15 protein-coding genes are annotated in these 17,042 nt (G+C 29.6%); 11 read left to right on the forward strand and 4 right to left on the reverse strand.

Annotation, left to right across the window (positions count from 1 at the left end; all coding sequences use genetic code 11):
* Positions 1–41: 41 nt before the first annotated feature.
* A complete protein-coding gene (gene dnaX / locus MED152_RS03025; RefSeq protein WP_015480381.1) occupies positions 42–1,727 on the forward strand; it encodes a DNA polymerase III subunit gamma/tau in 1,686 nt (561 codons plus the stop codon).
* Here the strand turns inward: dnaX and MED152_RS03030 are convergent.
* Both MED152_RS03030 and MED152_RS03035 read right to left on the reverse strand, forming a co-directional pair.
* On the reverse strand, positions 1,722–3,572 hold the full coding sequence (locus MED152_RS03030; RefSeq protein WP_015480382.1) for a sodium:proton antiporter: 1,851 nt from the start codon (positions 3,570–3,572) through the stop codon (positions 1,722–1,724). The genes dnaX and MED152_RS03030 overlap by 6 nt on opposite strands.
* Before the next feature lie 92 nt (positions 3,573–3,664).
* The gene (locus tag MED152_RS03035) at positions 3,665–4,978 is read right to left on the reverse strand and encodes a DEAD/DEAH box helicase (protein WP_015480383.1); all 1,314 of its coding nucleotides are present in this window, start codon (positions 4,976–4,978) and stop codon (positions 3,665–3,667) included.
* 113 nt (positions 4,979–5,091) lie between these two features.
* Between MED152_RS03035 and MED152_RS03040 the strand changes: the two genes are divergently transcribed.
* Both MED152_RS03040 and MED152_RS03045 read left to right on the forward strand, forming a co-directional pair.
* On the forward strand, positions 5,092–5,673 hold the full coding sequence (locus MED152_RS03040; RefSeq protein WP_015480384.1) for a tRNA-(ms[2]io[6]A)-hydroxylase: 582 nt from the start codon (positions 5,092–5,094) through the stop codon (positions 5,671–5,673).
* 14 nt (positions 5,674–5,687) lie between these two features.
* Positions 5,688–6,122, forward strand: coding sequence for a DUF4268 domain-containing protein (locus MED152_RS03045; protein WP_015480385.1), 435 nt, complete (start codon positions 5,688–5,690; stop codon positions 6,120–6,122).
* Positions 6,123–6,147: 25 nt separating this feature from the next.
* Here MED152_RS03045 and MED152_RS03050 read toward each other — a convergent pair whose 3' ends face one another.
* A complete protein-coding gene (locus MED152_RS03050) occupies positions 6,148–6,486 on the reverse strand; it encodes a DUF4870 domain-containing protein (protein ID WP_015480386.1) in 339 nt (112 codons plus the stop codon).
* Between the two features lie 216 nt (positions 6,487–6,702).
* Between MED152_RS03050 and MED152_RS03055 the strand changes: the two genes are divergently transcribed.
* The 6 genes from MED152_RS03055 (at position 6,703) to MED152_RS03080 (ending at position 11,299) form a co-directional block, all read left to right on the forward strand.
* The gene (locus MED152_RS03055; RefSeq protein WP_015480387.1) at positions 6,703–7,203 is read left to right on the forward strand and encodes a Dps family protein; all 501 of its coding nucleotides are present in this window, start codon (positions 6,703–6,705) and stop codon (positions 7,201–7,203) included.
* 26 nt (positions 7,204–7,229) lie between these two features.
* On the forward strand, positions 7,230–8,114 hold the full coding sequence (locus MED152_RS03060; RefSeq protein ID WP_015480388.1) for a mechanosensitive ion channel family protein: 885 nt from the start codon (positions 7,230–7,232) through the stop codon (positions 8,112–8,114).
* A 41-nt stretch (positions 8,115–8,155) separates the two neighbouring features.
* Positions 8,156–8,698: a hypothetical protein gene (locus tag MED152_RS03065; protein ID WP_015480389.1), complete on the forward strand. Its 543-nt coding sequence runs from the start codon at positions 8,156–8,158 to the stop codon at positions 8,696–8,698.
* 228 nt (positions 8,699–8,926) lie between these two features.
* Positions 8,927–9,463, forward strand: coding sequence for a hypothetical protein (locus MED152_RS03070; RefSeq protein WP_015480390.1), 537 nt, complete (start codon positions 8,927–8,929; stop codon positions 9,461–9,463).
* 96 nt (positions 9,464–9,559) lie between these two features.
* Complete coding sequence (mnmE, locus tag MED152_RS03075; RefSeq protein WP_041383337.1) at positions 9,560–10,948, forward strand: tRNA uridine-5-carboxymethylaminomethyl(34) synthesis GTPase MnmE; 1,389 nt, start codon at positions 9,560–9,562, stop codon at positions 10,946–10,948.
* Positions 10,949–11,299, forward strand: a complete 351-nt coding sequence (locus tag MED152_RS03080; protein WP_015480392.1) for a hypothetical protein — start codon at positions 10,949–10,951, stop codon at positions 11,297–11,299.
* Positions 11,300–11,352: 53 nt separating this feature from the next.
* Here the strand turns inward: MED152_RS03080 and MED152_RS03085 are convergent, their stop codons facing one another.
* Entirely contained in the window at positions 11,353–12,573 is a 1,221-nt protein-coding gene (locus MED152_RS03085) for a response regulator (protein WP_041383822.1), read from the reverse strand.
* Positions 12,574–12,743: 170 nt separating this feature from the next.
* On the opposite strand from MED152_RS03085, the gene MED152_RS03090 reads away from it, so the two are divergent.
* Positions 12,744–15,833 carry a membrane protein gene (locus MED152_RS03090; protein ID WP_015480394.1) on the forward strand — a complete coding sequence of 1,030 codons (3,090 nt, stop codon included), beginning with the start codon at positions 12,744–12,746 and terminating at the stop codon, positions 15,831–15,833.
* Positions 15,833–17,038 carry a hypothetical protein gene (locus tag MED152_RS03095; protein WP_015480395.1) on the forward strand — a complete coding sequence of 402 codons (1,206 nt, stop codon included), beginning with the start codon at positions 15,833–15,835 and terminating at the stop codon, positions 17,036–17,038. Before MED152_RS03090 ends, MED152_RS03095 begins: the two co-directional genes overlap by 1 nt.
* The last annotated feature ends 4 nt before the right edge of the window (positions 17,039–17,042 follow it).

A 17,042-nucleotide genomic window follows, 5' to 3' on the forward strand; every position in this document is an offset into this window, starting at 1 on the left:
GGATTAGATAGTTACTTTTGTTATTCAATTCAAATTAATTCATGGAGCATTTTATAGTTTCTGCACGTAAATATAGACCTCAAAATTTTGAGGACGTTGTTGGGCAACAAGCCATCACAAATACGTTAGAAAACGCTATAAAAAACAACCATTTAGCGCAGGCTTTGTTGTTTACAGGTCCTAGAGGAGTTGGTAAAACATCTTGTGCCAGAATTCTAGCAAAAAAAATAAATCAGCAAGAAGTAGAAAGTTCAGAAGATGAAGATTTTGCTTTTAATATTTTTGAATTGGATGCAGCCTCTAATAATTCTGTTGATGATATTAGAAGTCTTACAGATCAAGTACGTATACCACCACAAACTGGTAAGTACAAAGTATATATTATAGATGAGGTGCACATGCTTTCTCAGGCAGCTTTTAATGCGTTTTTAAAAACCTTAGAAGAACCACCTGCTCATGCTATTTTTATTTTAGCAACAACAGAAAAACATAAAATTATACCTACAATTTTATCTCGTTGTCAAATTTTTGATTTTAAGAGAATTGGCGTTCTAGATGCCAAAAACTATTTAAAAACAATAAGCGAAAAAGAAGGAATTAATGCAGATGATGATGCTTTGCACATAATTGCTCAAAAGGCAGATGGTGCAATGAGAGATGCGCTTTCTATTTTTGATAGAGTAGTTAGTTTTTCTGGAAAAGAATTAACTAGAGAAGCAGTTACAGAAAACTTGAACGTTTTAGATTATGAAACGTATTTTAATATGACAAGTTTACTGCTCGAAAACAAAATACCTGATGTTTTAAACGCTTTCAACACAATTCTTAGTAAAGGTTTTGAAGGGCATCATTTTATAAACGGATTAGCTAGTCATTTTAGAGATTTATTGGTAGCAAAAGATAAGGCCACAGTTGCTTTATTAGAAGTTGGTGATTCTGCCAAAAAGAAATATTTAGAGCAAGCCACTAAAGCAAGTATACCGTTCTTAATGCAAGCTATTAACAAAGCTAACGATTGTGATCTAAATTATAGAGCCAGCAAAAATCAGCGATTACTTGTAGAATTAACTTTAATGCAAATTGCCTCTATCACTTTTGATGGAGAAAAAAAAAAGTCAGCTAACTACATAATTCCTGCTACTTTTTTTCAAGCTTTATCGCCTAAATTTCAAGAAGTTAAAAAACCTACTTTAAACAATAGCTTTACACCAAAAGCTAATGTAGAAGATACAAAAGCAGTAAAAGAAAAGCCTGTATTAAAATCTGTTCAGAGAAGGTCTTCTTCGTTATCACTAAAAAGTATCCACCAGAAAAAAGAGGTTAAGAAAAGTGTTGTTGAAGAAAATTTTGACAATCACCCTAAAGATGATTTTACACTAAAAGAACTGCAAAAGCACTGGGATATTTATCACAAAAAAATGATTAGTAAAGGGGAAAACAATATGGCTACAGCCTTAGGTGTGAGTAAACCTAAATTGTTACCTAATTTTGTTATTCAACTAAACCTACCAAGCACTTTAATAGAAGATCACTTTAAAGAAGGTAAGTACAAGTTTTTAAAATATTTAAGAGAATCTTTAAATAACTATGGATTATCTACCAAAATTGTAATTGACAAGACTATAGAAGAGAAAAAAGCCTATGGTAATGTTGGTAAATACAAAATTTTGGTAAAGAAAAATCCGCTTTTAGATAAATTAAGACAAACTTTCGAATTAGATCTATAAATAAACCTCTTTTTCTGTTTTGTAACTTTCATCAATATCTTTACCCAGATAAGAAAAAGTTAATCCTTTCTTTTCTAAACCAGCCTTTTCAAACTCAGCAATTAAATATATTCCTTTATCCTTTTCAATAAATAACGGAATTGACTTTTCTTCTTTAGCTAATAACTCTAAAATTTTGTTGTACTCCTCTTCAGAGTTAATTTCAATTTCTTTAATTGTAGGATTTTCTCTAAATGCCTCACTTAAATTAATATAATCGTCTTTTGGTGTAAAGAAGTTTTCACGCTCTTCAGAAGTGGCATTAATAACCTCTAAAGAAGAGGCTAATCTAAATGCACCATGTTCACCAAAAATTGTAGAAAAATTAGCCAATGCATATTTGTTTACTGCATCATTACCTGTCATTGCAATTAAATAACCAACATCATTCAGCTCTATATTATCTCTTAATTCATCATCATAAATGTTTACAGCTAACGCTTCTAAATCTTCGTTTAAGGCTTGCTTGATAAAGTTTTTGTTAGAATCTATAATTACCACTCGCTTTCCTTTACTTTTTAAGAAACTTGCTATTAATCTTGAAGGATTTGAAGCACCAACAATTAAAATGGCATTAGAACTCTTTAAAAACACCCCTACCAATTTTGCAAACAATCTAGCCGTAGTTGCATTTAATAAAACAGTTCCTAATACAATCATAAAAACCAAAGGCGTAATATACTCTGCACCCTCAACTCCTTGTTTTAACAATTTACTTCCAAATAAAGAAGCAATACCTGCTGCAACAATACCTCTTGGCCCTACCCAGCTAATAAAAAGTTTTTCGTTGAATTTTAACTTTGAATTCGTAGTGCTTAAAAATACAGCCAAAGGTCTAATAATAAATACTACCAATGCAAATAGTGCTGCTGTTTTCCAAGTATAAAGCAGTAATAGCTGATCCATATTGATATTTGCTGCCAATAGTATAAAAAGGATAGATATTAAGAGTACACTTAAAGATTCTTTAAAATAAAGCAGTTCTTTAATGTTATTTAATTTTCCATTACCTAAAACCATACCCATTACTACTACTGCCAATAAACCAGATTCATGAGCAAAAAGTTCAGATTCTACAAAAACCAAAAGAACAGCTGAAAGCGAAACAACATTTAACAAGTAATGTGGAATTAATTTCTTGTTGATAGCATATGCTAATGCATGAGCAAAAGTGAAACCAAAAGTTGTACCAAATAATAAAATTTTTCCAAACTCAATTAGGGCTGTTTTTGTAAAACCACCTTCACCACCAACACTTATAAACTCAAATACCAAAACTGCAACTAAAGCGCCTATTGGATCTATCAAAATACCTTCCCATTTAAGAACAGTACTTATATCTTTTTTTAAGGGAATATTTCTTAAAATTGGAGTAATTACGGTTGGTCCAGTTACAATAATTAAACCTGAGAATAAAAAGGAAATCTCCCAACCTAAATCAAAAATAAAATGAGCAATAATGGCTGCACCAAAAAAGGTTACAGCAGAGCCAAGTGTAATTAACTTAGTAATAACTGGCCCAACATTTTTAATTTCGTTTCTTTTTAAGGTTAAACCACCTTCAAAAAGAATAATACTAATAGCTAATGAAACAAAATAATACAAGTAATCGCCAGGAAAAAGGCCTTTATCACCATTCCATATTGGTTCAATCCATTTTGTACCATCTTCACTTAGATATTCAGCTGCAATTGGCCCAACTATTAAACCAATTAAAATTAATGGTAAAATTGCCGGAATTTTAAATTTCCAAGCAACCCATTGAGCTAAAATTCCTAAAATAATGATACCTGCTAATTCTAACATATAAATCTAAATAGTATTAAAAAGTAAATTTAAGAATGTTTACCCATCTTAAAAATAAAATGACCTATTTTTTTGTTGTCCTTAAAATCAAGCTAAACAGTAAAAACTCTAACCTTTTTCTTTTTAAGATAAACGTTGTTGAGTTTTTCTACCAATCTTGCTGATTCTGATTTTGGTATAGCTACAAAAGCACAATCTTGTTTCAATTCAATAACACCCAATTGATCTTTGTTTAATGCACCTTTTTTAAAAAATAATCCTGCAATATCTCCTTTAGATATTTTATCTTTTCTACCTCCAGAAATGAACAAAGTTTCCCAATAAATGGATTTTAATTTTTGTTGATTGGAAATATCAACATTATTTGCTCCTTTAATAAAATCTGGTAATTGTTCTTTAGCCCATTTTAAAACATAAGCTGTTCCTTTAGCATCTACTCTAGCTGTTCTCCCATTTCTATGGGTAAACTCCTCTATTCTTTGAGGTAATTCATAATGCACAATGTATTTAATTTCAGGGATGTCTATGCCTCTTGCAGCCAAATCCGTAGCCAATAAAATTTGGCTAGTTCCGTTTCTGAATTTGATTAAAGAGCGCTCACGATCTCTTTGTTCCATTCCACCCGAAAATGTGCTGTGGGTAATATTGTTCTTTATTAGAAAATCACTAACATTTTCTATAGTACTCTTTAAATTACAAAATATTATACCTGGTTGATTTCCTATATACTTCAGCAAATCTACTAAGGTTTGATTCTTACTTTTACTGCTAGATGTTACTATTTTAATATCTAATTTCTTTGATTTTTTACCTGTTAAATAATTTAAGGTCTTCGCATTTTTTAAACCAACAAACTCTGGAATGTCAGTTTCTTGAGTTGCAGATGTTAGAATTCTGTTTTCTAGATTAGGCAACTGATTAATAATACCTCTCATTTCATATTCAAAACCAACTTCTAAAGATTTATCAAATTCATCTAAAATTAATGTTTTGATACTTTCTTTAGAAAAACGATCGTTTGCAAAATGATCGGAAATTCTACCTGGAGTTCCTATTAAAATACTAGGTGTGTGTTTTAATTCTATTTTATCTTTTGCCATAGACCTACCTCCATAAACAGCATTTACTTTAAAACCAGTTCCCATTTCTCTAATTACTTGCTCAATTTGGATAGCAAGTTCTCTAGAAGGCACCAAAATTAAAGCCTGTATATTTTCATTATCAACATCTAACATTTTTAAAGTTGGTAATAAAAAAGCCAATGTTTTTCCTGTTCCTGTAGGACTTAAAATAACAGTGTTTTTCGTGTTTTCTATAACCTCTATGGCTTCATTTTGCATTTCATTTAACTCGTAGATATTTAGCTTTGCTAAAATTTCTTCTTGATTTTTAATGTTATTGGCCATAATTCTATTTGTTAATTGTAATGAAAGTTTTATCTAAATTCTTGCCAAAGATAGTGTCTCTTTTGCCAATAAAGGCTTTATATTTTTTACTTTTGTAATCTTAAATAAAGATTATGTTAGGCTTACAATTTGAAACAGAAACTTCTTGGGCAGAAATTGCAAAAGTTAATTTAGAACAAATATTAACAGATCATGCTTTTTTAGAGCAAAAAGCGGCTTCTAATGCAGTATCTATCATTATTAATTATTCTGAAGAAACCGAACTTGTAAAAGAGATGAGCAATATTGCTATTGAGGAAATGCAACATTTTAAAATGGTGCATCTTTTAATGGTAAAACGTGGAATGGTTTTAGGAAGGGAGCAAAAGAATGATTACGCTGTTCGTTTGCAAAAGTTTTTTCCAAAAACAAAAAACAGAACAGATGCTTTAGTTCAACGTTTGTTAGTTGCTGCTCTTATTGAAGCTAGAAGTTGTGAACGTTTTAAGGTATTCTCTGAAAATATGGAGGATGAAGAATTGAAAAAATTCTACAAAAATCTTATGATTTCTGAAGCCAACCACTACACAACATTCTTAAAATTTGCCAGAGATTATCAAGATAGAGAAATAGTAGATACTAAATGGGCAGCTCTCTTAGCTTTTGAAGCAGAAATGATGAAAGAAAGAGGCCATGTAGCTAAAATTCACGGATAAAATTACATAGAAACATGTTTTCTAAAGAAGAAGCAGCACAATTACGTAAATTATTCTGGACAAGCTTTGGAAAGTCCTTTCCTAGAAAATGGCTTTTGTACAATACAAAAATTAAAGGTTTTGCCTTTAAATTTGTGGCCGATAGAAAAAAAGCAATGGTTTGTTTAGACATAGAGCATCCAGAAGAAATTGCAAACGAGCTACTTTTTGACCAAATGCTATCTCTAAAAACTTTACTAACTAATGAAATACCTGAAATAATTTTTGATAATTCTTACGAGTTAGATAGTGGCAAACAAATTCATAGAATTTATGTTCCTTTTGATAAAAAATTTAGCATATACAATAAAGATACCTGGAGAGATTGCTATGAATTTTTTGTAGATGAAATGTCTAAGTTTGAATTATTCTTCTACGAATATGAAGACTTTATAAAACAAGCGATATAAAAAAACACCTTTTCAGGCGTTTTTTTTATTTTATAAATTTTATAGAAAAAGGATAACTAGGTGGTTCGTTATTGCTAGCCTTAACAGCATTGGTTATTGGAAAAATCAAGTAGGCAAAACCTAGCACAATTAGTCCTAAAATACCCAAACCTAATAATAGAATTAGAGGAATACATATTAGAACATAAAGAAACATAGAAATTCTAAAATTTAGAATTGCTTTACCATGTTCATCCATATCATAAACCTCATCTTTTTTAGTTGCCCACAAAATTAAAGGAACTATAAAGCCACCTATACCCGATACAAAATCTAATAATTGGCTTAAATGGGTTAATACTAATAATTGTCTATTTTCTTTCATCATCTTTAGTTTGGTTTGTAATTATTGGACGCTAATCAATTTAAAATGTTACATCATATTTTATTTTTTTCATTTTAAATCTTCAGATAAACAATACTTTACTACAAAAATAATTATTGTTATTCAAAAATTGATTGAGTCAAGCTTAAAATTAAATGAGCAAAGACAAGCTAACCTCAGCTATTACTTTTGTAGAGTAATTATAAATGAAAAACAATGAATTATTTAAACTTAGACAATCACAAAGTATTACCAGTGGTAACAGAGCTAAATGTACTTTTAGCAGATTACCATGTTTATTATCAAAAACTAAGAAATTTTCATTGGAATATTCTAGGTAAAAACTTTTTTGACTTGCACAATAAGTTCGAGGAAATGTATAATGTTACCAGAGTAAAAATCGATGAAATTGCAGAACGAATAATTACCTTAAGGTATCACCCAATCAGTAAATTATCAGACTATATAGAAGTTTCAAAAATTAAAGAGTCTAGCCCATTATTATCTGATGAAGAGATGGTGAAAGACATTATCAATGATCATAGTATTTTACTGGAACAGTTAGGTAAAATTATAGATAGAGCTAATAAAGCAAATGATGAAGGTACCGTAGATTTAATTGGAGCCTATATAAGAGAATTAGAAAAATCAACTTGGATGTTAAACGCTTGGTCTAAAGATACCCAAGACGAATTAAACACCAGTTTTGTAAAATAGAAATTAACCAAACTTAAAGCCAAAAAATGAATAAAATTATCGAAAAATTAGAATTATGGAAAGATGTGTTTATTAAAAACATACCAAATATTGCTATCGCAATTGTAGTTCTAATAGTATCCTATTTCGCTTCTAGAGCAATAAGCTCTTTTGTAAACAAAGCTATAGGAAATAGAATTAGTCAAAAATCTGTAAGAAATCTTGTATCTAGAGTTGCATCTGCCCTAATATTTTTATTAGGTCTATATTTTGCAATGACCATTTTAAAGTTCGACGATACTTTAAAAACCATTGTGTCTGCAGCAGGTGTTTCTGGTATTGTTATTGGTTTGGCTTTACAAGGTACATTATCTAACACAATTTCTGGTATCGTTTTATCTTTCAGAAAAAATTTAGGTATTGGTAATTGGGTAGAAACCAATGGTTATTCTGGTGAAGTTATAGATATTAACCTAAACTACTTTGTTATTAAAGAAGCAGATAACAATATGGTTGTAATACCTAATAAAACCATTTTGGAAAATCCGTTTAAAAATTACTCTTTAACTACTAAAATGAGAATATCTATTGAATGTGGTGTTGAATATGGAGCAGATTTAGAAAAGGTAGAAGCTTTAACAAAAGAGGTTATTACCAGCAACTTTAACCAAAAAGAAATAGACAAACATGTAGAGTTTTACTTTACAGAATTTGCTGATAGTTCTATTAATTTCTTATGCAGATTTTGGGTAGATTCTCAAAATGCATTAGAGAAGTTAAAAGCTAAGAGTAAAGCAATTATAGAAATTAAAAAAGCATTTGATAAAGAAGGAATAAACATTCCATTCCCAATTAGAACATTAGAGTTTTCTAACAAATTAGATGTTCAAAATCAATTGGTAAAATCAAATGATTCCCAGAACCAGGAGTAATAAATGGTTTAGTTATAGTATTAACAATTAAAAAAATAATTATGAAAAATTTAAAATTAACAGTATTAGGATTAGTATTAGCAACATCAGGTTTATTTGCACAAGAAGCAGATTTAGACATGTCAGATAAGTGGGTTACTAAAGATGTAGTAACAATGGAGGTTGAGTCTGATGAGTATGATGTAGATGAAATTACAATGTTAGAAATCACAGAGGTTTTTACACCAGTAATGCTAGATCCAGAAGATAGATATAAATTAAATCAGGATATCATTTTCATGCCAGCTCAAATTACAAAAACCATTAAATTAGATTATGATGCAGATGCATTATATGATAGAGAAGTAGAATTTACCTATAACAAATCAGATGAGTTTGATTTAGATTTTACTTTAACCAAAGATGGTATTATCATTTTAACAGATAAAGATGATTTATTTGTAAGAAAAATGTGGGATAAAAATACTGAAGTAATGTTTTCTAACATTAAAGATAAAAGAATTAAAAATGAAGGTGAATATATAATTGAATTAACTGATGGACAAAAAGTTGATTTAAAAATTTCGAACTACGAGAGAATGTAATCATATACCTCAGAGAGTAAAACTAAAGGTTTAATACTTTTCGTATTAAACCTTTTTTGTGTTTTATAAAGAAACACAATTAAATACAATACTGTTTTACATTTGAGTTAAACTGATTTTTATAAGGGTTAAACTAAAGCTTAGAACGCAATTATATTTGTAGTGTACAATAAGTATGCTTTGAAAAAGAAAGCGCCGAAAAATTTAACCTTTATAAAAAATTACATTATGAAAACTTTAAAATTAACAGTATTAGGATTGGGATTATTATTATCAGGAACTGCAATTGCTCAAAAAGGAGATCCAAACATGTCAGATAAATGGGTAACTACAGATTTTGAAAAAACAGAATTAAATAATGGTAAAGGAGATAGATATTTTGTAAAACAATTTGTTGTTACAGAGGTATACACTCCAGTAATGTTAGACCCTGCAGATAAATATAAATTGAATCAAGATATTATTTATATGCCTGCTCAAGTAACTAAAAAAATTAGATTAGATAACGATACAGATGCTGCCTATGATAGCTTTGTGGAATTTAACTACACAAAACCAGTTAAAGGCGATGTAAACTTTACTTTAACTAATGAGGGTATTGTAATTAACGCCGAAGATAGTTCTGTTAGCATAGATAAAATTACAGATAAAACAGCTGTAATGCACAAAGACATTAACAATATTATGAAAGAAGGAAACTACACTTTAACTTTATCTAATGGAGAAGAAATTGATGTAAAAGTTTCTAACTATAGTAGAATGTAAAAATTAAAAGAAAAAGAAAACCCTATTTAAAAGCGTAACACTGCAAAGTGTTGCGCTTTTTTATTATGTCCTAAATTCTTTATGTATTTTTGCAATATGATTAAAAACGATACTATAATTGCATTAGCCACACCTTCTGGAGTTGGTGCTATTTCTGTTATTAGGCTTTCTGGAGATAAAGCAATTACCATTGCAGATTCTTTCTTTAAATCAATAAAAAAAGATAAAAAACTTACAGATCAAAAAACACATACCATTCATTTAGGGCACATTGTAAATAATGGTTTAATTTTAGATGAAGTATTAGTTTCAGTTTTTAAAAATCCGAATTCTTATACAGGAGAAAATGTGGTAGAAATATCTTGTCATGGTTCTACTTACATTCAACAAGAAATTATACAACTATTTCTGAAAAATGGCTGTAGAATGGCAGATAATGGTGAATTTACAATGCGAGCTTTCCTAAATGGAAAGATGGATTTATCGCAAGCAGAAGCAGTTGCAGACGTTATAGCCTCTAATTCTGAAGCCAGCCATGTTATGGCAATTCAGCAAATGAGAGGTGGTATTTCTAATGAACTTAAAGAACTTAGAGGGCAATTATTAGATTTTGCAGCGTTAATAGAACTAGAACTCGATTTTTCTGGAGAAGATGTTGAATTTGCAGATAGAACAAAATTTAAAGAATTAGTTGCTAAAATAACCCACGTTTTAAAAAGATTAATCGATTCGTTTTCATTTGGTAATGCAATGAAAAACGGTATTCCTGTTGCAATAATTGGAGAGCCAAATGTGGGTAAATCTACACTTTTAAATGCTTTATTAAACGAAGAGAGAGCCATTGTATCTGACATTGCTGGTACTACAAGAGACGCTATAGAAGATGAATTAATTATAGAAGGTGTTGCATTTAGATTTATAGATACTGCAGGTATTAGAAAAACGGAAGATATTGTAGAAAATATTGGTATTAAAAAAGCTTACGAAAAAGCAGAAAATGCACAGTTAATCATATTTCTTATTGATGCTAAATCAGAAAATAAAGAAAATAGATTGGCAGAAATTGAAGCTATTCAACAACGATTTCCAAATAAAAAATTGTTGGTAGTTGCTAATAAAATAGATTTAATTCCGACAGAAGAACTTGAGCAATTAAAATCCAATATTGACAATCTTATGCCTTTGTCAGCAAAAAATAATGTTGGTATAGATGAATTAAAGCAAGAATTAACCTCTTTAGTGAATATTGGTGCATTAAGTAACAACGAAACTATAGTTACCAATTCAAGACATTTTGAGGCTTTAAATAATGCCTTAATTGCAATTTCTAGCGTTCAAAAAGGAATTGATTTAGAAATTTCTACAGATTTATTTTCAATTGATATTAGAGAATGTTTACGTCATTTAGGCGCAATTACTGGAGATTATGATGTAGACAAAGATATATTGGGCCATATCTTCTCTAATTTTTGTATTGGAAAGTAAATGAATATCCAAGATTTAATTGGCACCTACTCTATTCTAGGTACAAATCAAAATGATTCTGGAATCACCTATTCTGGCACTTTAAAATTATCGCTTCAAAAAAACCAAATAATTGCAAAATGGCTTATCAATAAAAGTCAAGAGCAATTTGGTATTGGTTTTTATAAGGATAGAGTTTTGGTAATTAACTTTAATTACATAGGTGATGAAAACACTACTTATTTTGGAACAGTGGTGTACAAGTGTTTGAATAAGGATATTTTAGAAGGTTTTTGGTCTGAAGAATTTGGAAACCCAGAATTTTTAGGAACTGAAAATTGTTTTAGAATAAAAAACAGCTTTGTGAATTAGTCAATAAAGACAACACAAAGCTGAAACTTAAAAAAAAAAAAAAATCTACTTTTCTATGAAACTATTTTGGTTGGATATTTGTTATCCTTAATCTCTACTTGATTGCCATTCACGTTAATCTGTGATGATTTATTTTTTGATCTATACGTCCAAGCTATTTGCCCTAATTGACCTACAATTTTTATTGAGTCTTTCATAGATAGTTTAGAACCATCAGCATGAATCCATCTTTTTAATGGTTGCTCACATAAAATTTCTCTTGCTCTCTCTAAACCATAGTGATGTGTAATTCTTTTAAAGATTTCTACATCAAAAATCCATTGAGTAACAAACTTTTCATTAAAAGAGATACCAATTACATCTTTGTGGAAAATTTTAGCACCACATTGAGTGTCTTTGAAATCCATTTTAAGAATTTTTCTAATAATAAAGTTTATGGTTAAACTAATTATTTTTCTTGCTGATTCTTTAGTGATGTCAGCACCCATTCTACTAATTCTTGAACCACTTACAATTTTGTAGTCAGAGTTTTCTATGGTTGATACTAAATCATCAAAATCTGTTAAGTCTGTAGATAAATCTGCATCTAAAAATCCTATATAATCTAAATCAGATTTTTTAGCCATATGCAACATTCCTAATCTTACAGCTTCTGCTTTACCTCCATTTTTTTCACAGTCGTACACTGTAATAAAATCTTCTCTACCTTTTTGTATCTTATGTAAAACCTCTAATGTTTTATCTTTACTACCATCATTTACAAAACATAAATGATAGCCTGAATGCTTTTCTATAAAGTTTAAAAACTCTTTACTTAATAATCTATCTTCTTCATTATAACATGGTATTACTACACCAACACATCTTTGCTGTATTAATACATCTTTATATTGTTTTCTTACGCTTTTTTGTTCTGGTACACCAATTAATCTTTTAGTTCTAGAACAAACTTCACTTAAGCTTAATGGTTTTTTCATATAATCATTAGCACCTAAATCAAATGCTTTTTCAATCATATCATCAGAAGTGTTACCACTTAAAACCATAATTGGTGTATCCGACTTTTTTTCTTCTCTAATATGTTTTACTACGTCTATACCTGTTGTAATTGGCATGTTAATGTCTACAATTACTAAATCTGGTTGAAAAGTGTTAAAAGCTGATATACCTGCTAAAGCAGAAGTTTCTGTTTGTACTTCATAACCTAAGGCTTTTAATCTAGTTTCTAAAGGGATTAAAACTAATTTCTGATCATCGATTGCTAATACTTTCATGATGTTTTTTTTTTTAAGATTGTTTTTTTTATGCAAATCTAAGGCTATAACCATGTTTTATTTTGAATAAAAAGATAAACACTAACCTTTAGTTAGATGAACTGCAATAATCTATAGTCAAATTAAAAGTATAGAATACTGAAAATCTTTTATCTTTACATTGTAGATATATGAAGCAAAATTCGAATAAACATCTTATTAGTGCTGTATTACTTGGTATTGCCTTTCATGGTACATGTATATTTTTTACTTTAGAATATACATATGATGCTTTAATACACTTATTCTTTGCAGATCATTATTCAGGTAGTTGGTTTGAACCCTGGAACTATGAGTGGTACACTGGTTTTACTGTAATGAGTTATCCACCATTGGTGCATCAATCTATAGCAGCACTCTCGTTAATTGGTGGTTTAAAATTCGGAATGTTTTCTGTAGCATTAGTAGCTATTGTACTTTTTATAACAGGAGTATATAGGTTTACATTAATGATGACAAGTAATGAATCTGTTGCTGGTTATGCAGCCATTCTTGCAGTATTCTCCTCCTCTTTTTTAGAAACATTACACGTATTTGGTCAATTACCTAGTATTATTGGTATATCTGTGTTAATGCATGCTTTGCCTGAAATTTATTTATGGCTAAAAACAGGTAAATACAAATTTTTATTTACATCACTCTCTTTAATAGCAGTTACAGTAACCTCACATCATGTTACTCCAATTTTTGGTATGGTATTCTTTATCTTTCCATTAATTGGTATGGTTATTATGGATGTTGCTTATGATGATGTAAAATCCTACAAAAAAATAACCATTAAAGTCTTTTTAAAACACTTCTTTAAACAATTAAAAAAGAATTTAACCTTTGGATTTATATCATTATTTCTAATCATATTTTGCATTTTACCTTATTGGATTAACTCTAAAGCCAACCCAATAACGCAAGTGCCAATTCCTCATGGCTCTAGAGATAATTTTTTAGAAACTACCTCTTCTGGTTTGGTTTTTTTCTTAATTCCTTGGGGTATACTAATGTTTATGTTGCCTTTCTTCTTTTATAGATATTACAGCAAACGTTATTTATTTTTTGGATTATCTTTTACAATGCTAGTAATATTAGGTACAGGTGGTTCTACACCAGTACCAAAAATGATTTTAGGAGACAACGCCTTTAACATACTAACATTAGACAGGTTTACACTTTGGGCTTCTATTATGGCCTTACCCATGTTTGGTGAGTTTATATATCGATTTGTACAAGGAGATTTAAAAGAACTCATACAAAGAAGATTTGGTGCAGTTTATCACAGATTATTTGGAGTTGTATTGGCTTCTCTCTTTTTATTTATGATCATTTTTACAATGAGTTTAGGATATTTTAGACCTTCTCAGCCGCAGAAAATTAAAATGTTGCCTATTGTAAACTTTCTAAATCAAGATCAGCATTTTAAATGGCGATTTTTAACCTTAGGTTTTGGAGATCAAATGGCTTGGCTTTCTGCACAAACAGATGCCATGACTGTAGATGGTAATTATCATTCTGCAAGAAGATTACCAGAATTAACAACAAGACCCATAGAACGTTTAGAGAATTCCAAATTTAAAGGAGTAGCAGGTATTGGTTCTTTGCAACAATTTTTAACCACACCAGAAAAATACAATTTAAAATATATCTTTTCTAACGATAAGTTTTACGACCCTATTCTCTATTTCTGTGGTTGGCAACGTTTACCTCAATTAGAAAACGGAATTATGGTTTGGGAGCGTTTAAATGTACCTCCACTCTCTTCTATACTGCCTAAAGACGATGTTGCCAAATGGCAAAAAATACTTTGGGGTTTAATGCCTTTCTCTACAGTAATCATTGCATTTCTATTGAATATTCAACCGATTTTTGTTCGTAATTTACGTTCTAAGATTCAGGTAAATAAAGATTTCTTAAGGTATAAAGTTAAGTTAGAGAACTTTCCTAATGGTTTATTAAGAATAACACATATTTGGAGTTTCATTTTATTTATGATTATTGGGTATGGAATGTGGTTGTTTTATTTAAAAAACGATTCTCAAGTTACACCAGAAAACCTTATCACTTCATATTATGATGCTTTAGATTTTAAAGAATTTGAAAAAAGTTTCTCTTTAACAGATCCTGAAAGCAATATTACTATTTCTCAATTTATGCTAGAAAACTCTGTAACTGATGGTTTACTAAGTTCTTATGCAAAATTAGACGCTATAGAAACAGAGCGCATTAAAGAATCTGATAGTGTTGTGGTCTTAAAGGTTGATACCAAATGGATAACACCTTTAGAAAAAATTAATAGAACCGATTATAAAACTGTGGTAAGCAGAAAAGGAAAATGGTATGTAAAACCTGTTAAACTAGATTCAGATTTACCTCCAGATCAATTGTACTCTAACAATGTAACTGGGTATTTTAATCAAGGTAGAAGAAGAGTAACCACAGAACAAACCTATCATGAAGATGTTTTAAAACAACCTGTGCTAGAAATAGTATCAGCAAAACTGGTAAAACATAATAAGAGTTATGCTATTATTGGTGAAGTTCAAAATATTGATAATGTTCCTGCTGATGTTATCATTAAAGGAACCTTGTATAATGATGATAACAAGCAACTAGCCACATACAATGCTAAATATCATATAAAACATAAATTAATGCCAAAAGAAATTAGTTCTTTTCGTATTAACTTCGAAGGTATAGCTTGGTCTAAAACACAAGATTCTATTCCTAATGCCTTTGATCCTGATGAGTTTACGCCTATAGAATTAGATGAGCAACCAACCAAATTTAATCTACAAGCTGCAGGTAATGTGTCTTATGCAGATTTGTATAAAAACGTTGTTCTTAATGATGTAGATTTGGTAAATGATCAAGTAAAGGGTACACTTTTTAATAGCGGTTTACAAGAAATTACAGTTCCACAACTTTTAATTACATATTACACAAAAGATAAAAAAATGGTTTGGGTAGACCATATGTTTTTGAAGAATGGTATTCGTCAACAAAGAAAACAATATTTCTCTTATCCTATATTAACTAAAGATACTTTAAAAGTAATTAGTACAGACATGAGTAACTGTTATGTAAATGGTTTACCTAATGATGATATTGCCGCTAAAATTATTGCAGAAAGAATTGAAAACCATGATAGAAATACACTTTTAGAAATTGATAATGAAAATTATCAATACCTAAAAATAGAAATGAATAATTACATTGGTAACCCAAAATAATGAATTGTAAAAAAACACTTCTTTTAATAATTTTTATACTTGCTGTTAATTCTATAACAGCTCAGCTTAGCAATGAAATTAAGCTACTTAATGAAACTACAACATATCAAGTAGGAGATTCTATCGTTCTACAATTTAAAGCAAATGGTATAAGTAACTTAAAATTGTATTGTGCCAATAGTTATGGCAATACTTTGGTATCACCAATAGTTGAAAAAGATGTTTATTCATTTGCTATCCCAAGATTTTTAACAATTAAAAAAGGCATTTTAAATTGGTCTGTATTTAACAAGAAGCAGAGAGTTTCTGGAAATCTAACTATTATACCTAAAGAAAACCCAATAGAAATGGAAACCTATTTGGGTCCACCAAGCATAGAGGCTGGTGGAACAGATTTTACAATGTTAGTCGTAATTCCTACAGATGATTTAGACAACCCTTTAGTAGATGGCACAGAAATAGATGTGAACAAACAATTTTTAACTTCAAGAGAAAATTTACAAATAAAATCGAACAATTTAATTGGTTATAAAAGAATTTTCTCACCCATAAAAAGTGGTAGAGTAATTTTGTCTTCAAAAGCCAAACAATTAGATTCTAAAGAGTTTGATGTTAATATTATGCCTGCAATTGCAGAAAATTTTCAAATTTTCTATGAAAGGCTTCATGAGTATGCAGATGGTAATCAAATTACTACTTTTTTCACCTCTATTATTAAAGATAAAAATGATAATGTAGTAAGTGATGGTACTTTTGTAGATTTCTTTATTACCAATAAAGCTGGTAATATTTTAAAAACTTCAGGCACCACCATTAAAGGAATTGCTTATGCTAAAATACTACATCCAGATGCTGAAGAAACATGGCAAGTAAAAGCAATTATTACAGGTATTTCTGAAAGCGATTCTATAAGTTTATCATACAATAGAGCAATTGAAGATTTTACAGTATCTTTTAGTGAAGGAAACAGAAAAATTAAGGTAGGCCCAATAAAAAGTTTTATGAATCAAATGATTCCTGATGGCCTAACAATTACCTTAAGAGTTTTTAATAAAGGCAAACTCATTGAAGAAATTATAAAACCATCTAGAGATGGGTATGCATTCTATGAGCTAGATAAAGCCATTTATAAAAATGATTTATATACTTTTCAAGTAAAAACTGCAGGAATAGAAAAGAATTACGAGTCTAAAAAAGTATGGTAAAAAC

It is taken from the genome of Polaribacter sp. MED152, assembly GCF_000152945.2.
Classification (GTDB): domain Bacteria; phylum Bacteroidota; class Bacteroidia; order Flavobacteriales; family Flavobacteriaceae; genus Polaribacter.

Coding starts and splice junctions, on each gene's coding strand:
- dnaX (WP_015480381.1), top strand. CDS start 42: ATGGAGCATTTTATAGTTTCTGCACGTAAATATAGACCTCAAAATTTT.
- MED152_RS03030 (WP_015480382.1), bottom strand. CDS start 3,572: ATGTTAGAATTAGCAGGTATCATTATTTTAGGAATTTTAGCTCAATGG.
- MED152_RS03035 (WP_015480383.1), bottom strand. CDS start 4,978: ATGGCCAATAACATTAAAAATCAAGAAGAAATTTTAGCAAAGCTAAAT.
- MED152_RS03040 (WP_015480384.1), top strand. CDS start 5,092: ATGTTAGGCTTACAATTTGAAACAGAAACTTCTTGGGCAGAAATTGCA.
- MED152_RS03045 (WP_015480385.1), top strand. CDS start 5,688: ATGTTTTCTAAAGAAGAAGCAGCACAATTACGTAAATTATTCTGGACA.
- MED152_RS03050 (WP_015480386.1), bottom strand. CDS start 6,486: ATGAAAGAAAATAGACAATTATTAGTATTAACCCATTTAAGCCAATTA.
- MED152_RS03055 (WP_015480387.1), top strand. CDS start 6,703: ATGAATTATTTAAACTTAGACAATCACAAAGTATTACCAGTGGTAACA.
- MED152_RS03060 (WP_015480388.1), top strand. CDS start 7,230: ATGAATAAAATTATCGAAAAATTAGAATTATGGAAAGATGTGTTTATT.
- MED152_RS03065 (WP_015480389.1), top strand. CDS start 8,156: ATGAAAAATTTAAAATTAACAGTATTAGGATTAGTATTAGCAACATCA.
- MED152_RS03070 (WP_015480390.1), top strand. CDS start 8,927: ATGAAAACTTTAAAATTAACAGTATTAGGATTGGGATTATTATTATCA.
- mnmE (WP_041383337.1), top strand. CDS start 9,560: ATGATTAAAAACGATACTATAATTGCATTAGCCACACCTTCTGGAGTT.
- MED152_RS03080 (WP_015480392.1), top strand. CDS start 10,949: ATGAATATCCAAGATTTAATTGGCACCTACTCTATTCTAGGTACAAAT.
- MED152_RS03085 (WP_041383822.1), bottom strand. CDS start 12,573: ATGAAAGTATTAGCAATCGATGATCAGAAATTAGTTTTAATCCCTTTA.
- MED152_RS03090 (WP_015480394.1), top strand. CDS start 12,744: ATGAAGCAAAATTCGAATAAACATCTTATTAGTGCTGTATTACTTGGT.
- MED152_RS03095 (WP_015480395.1), top strand. CDS start 15,833: ATGAATTGTAAAAAAACACTTCTTTTAATAATTTTTATACTTGCTGTT.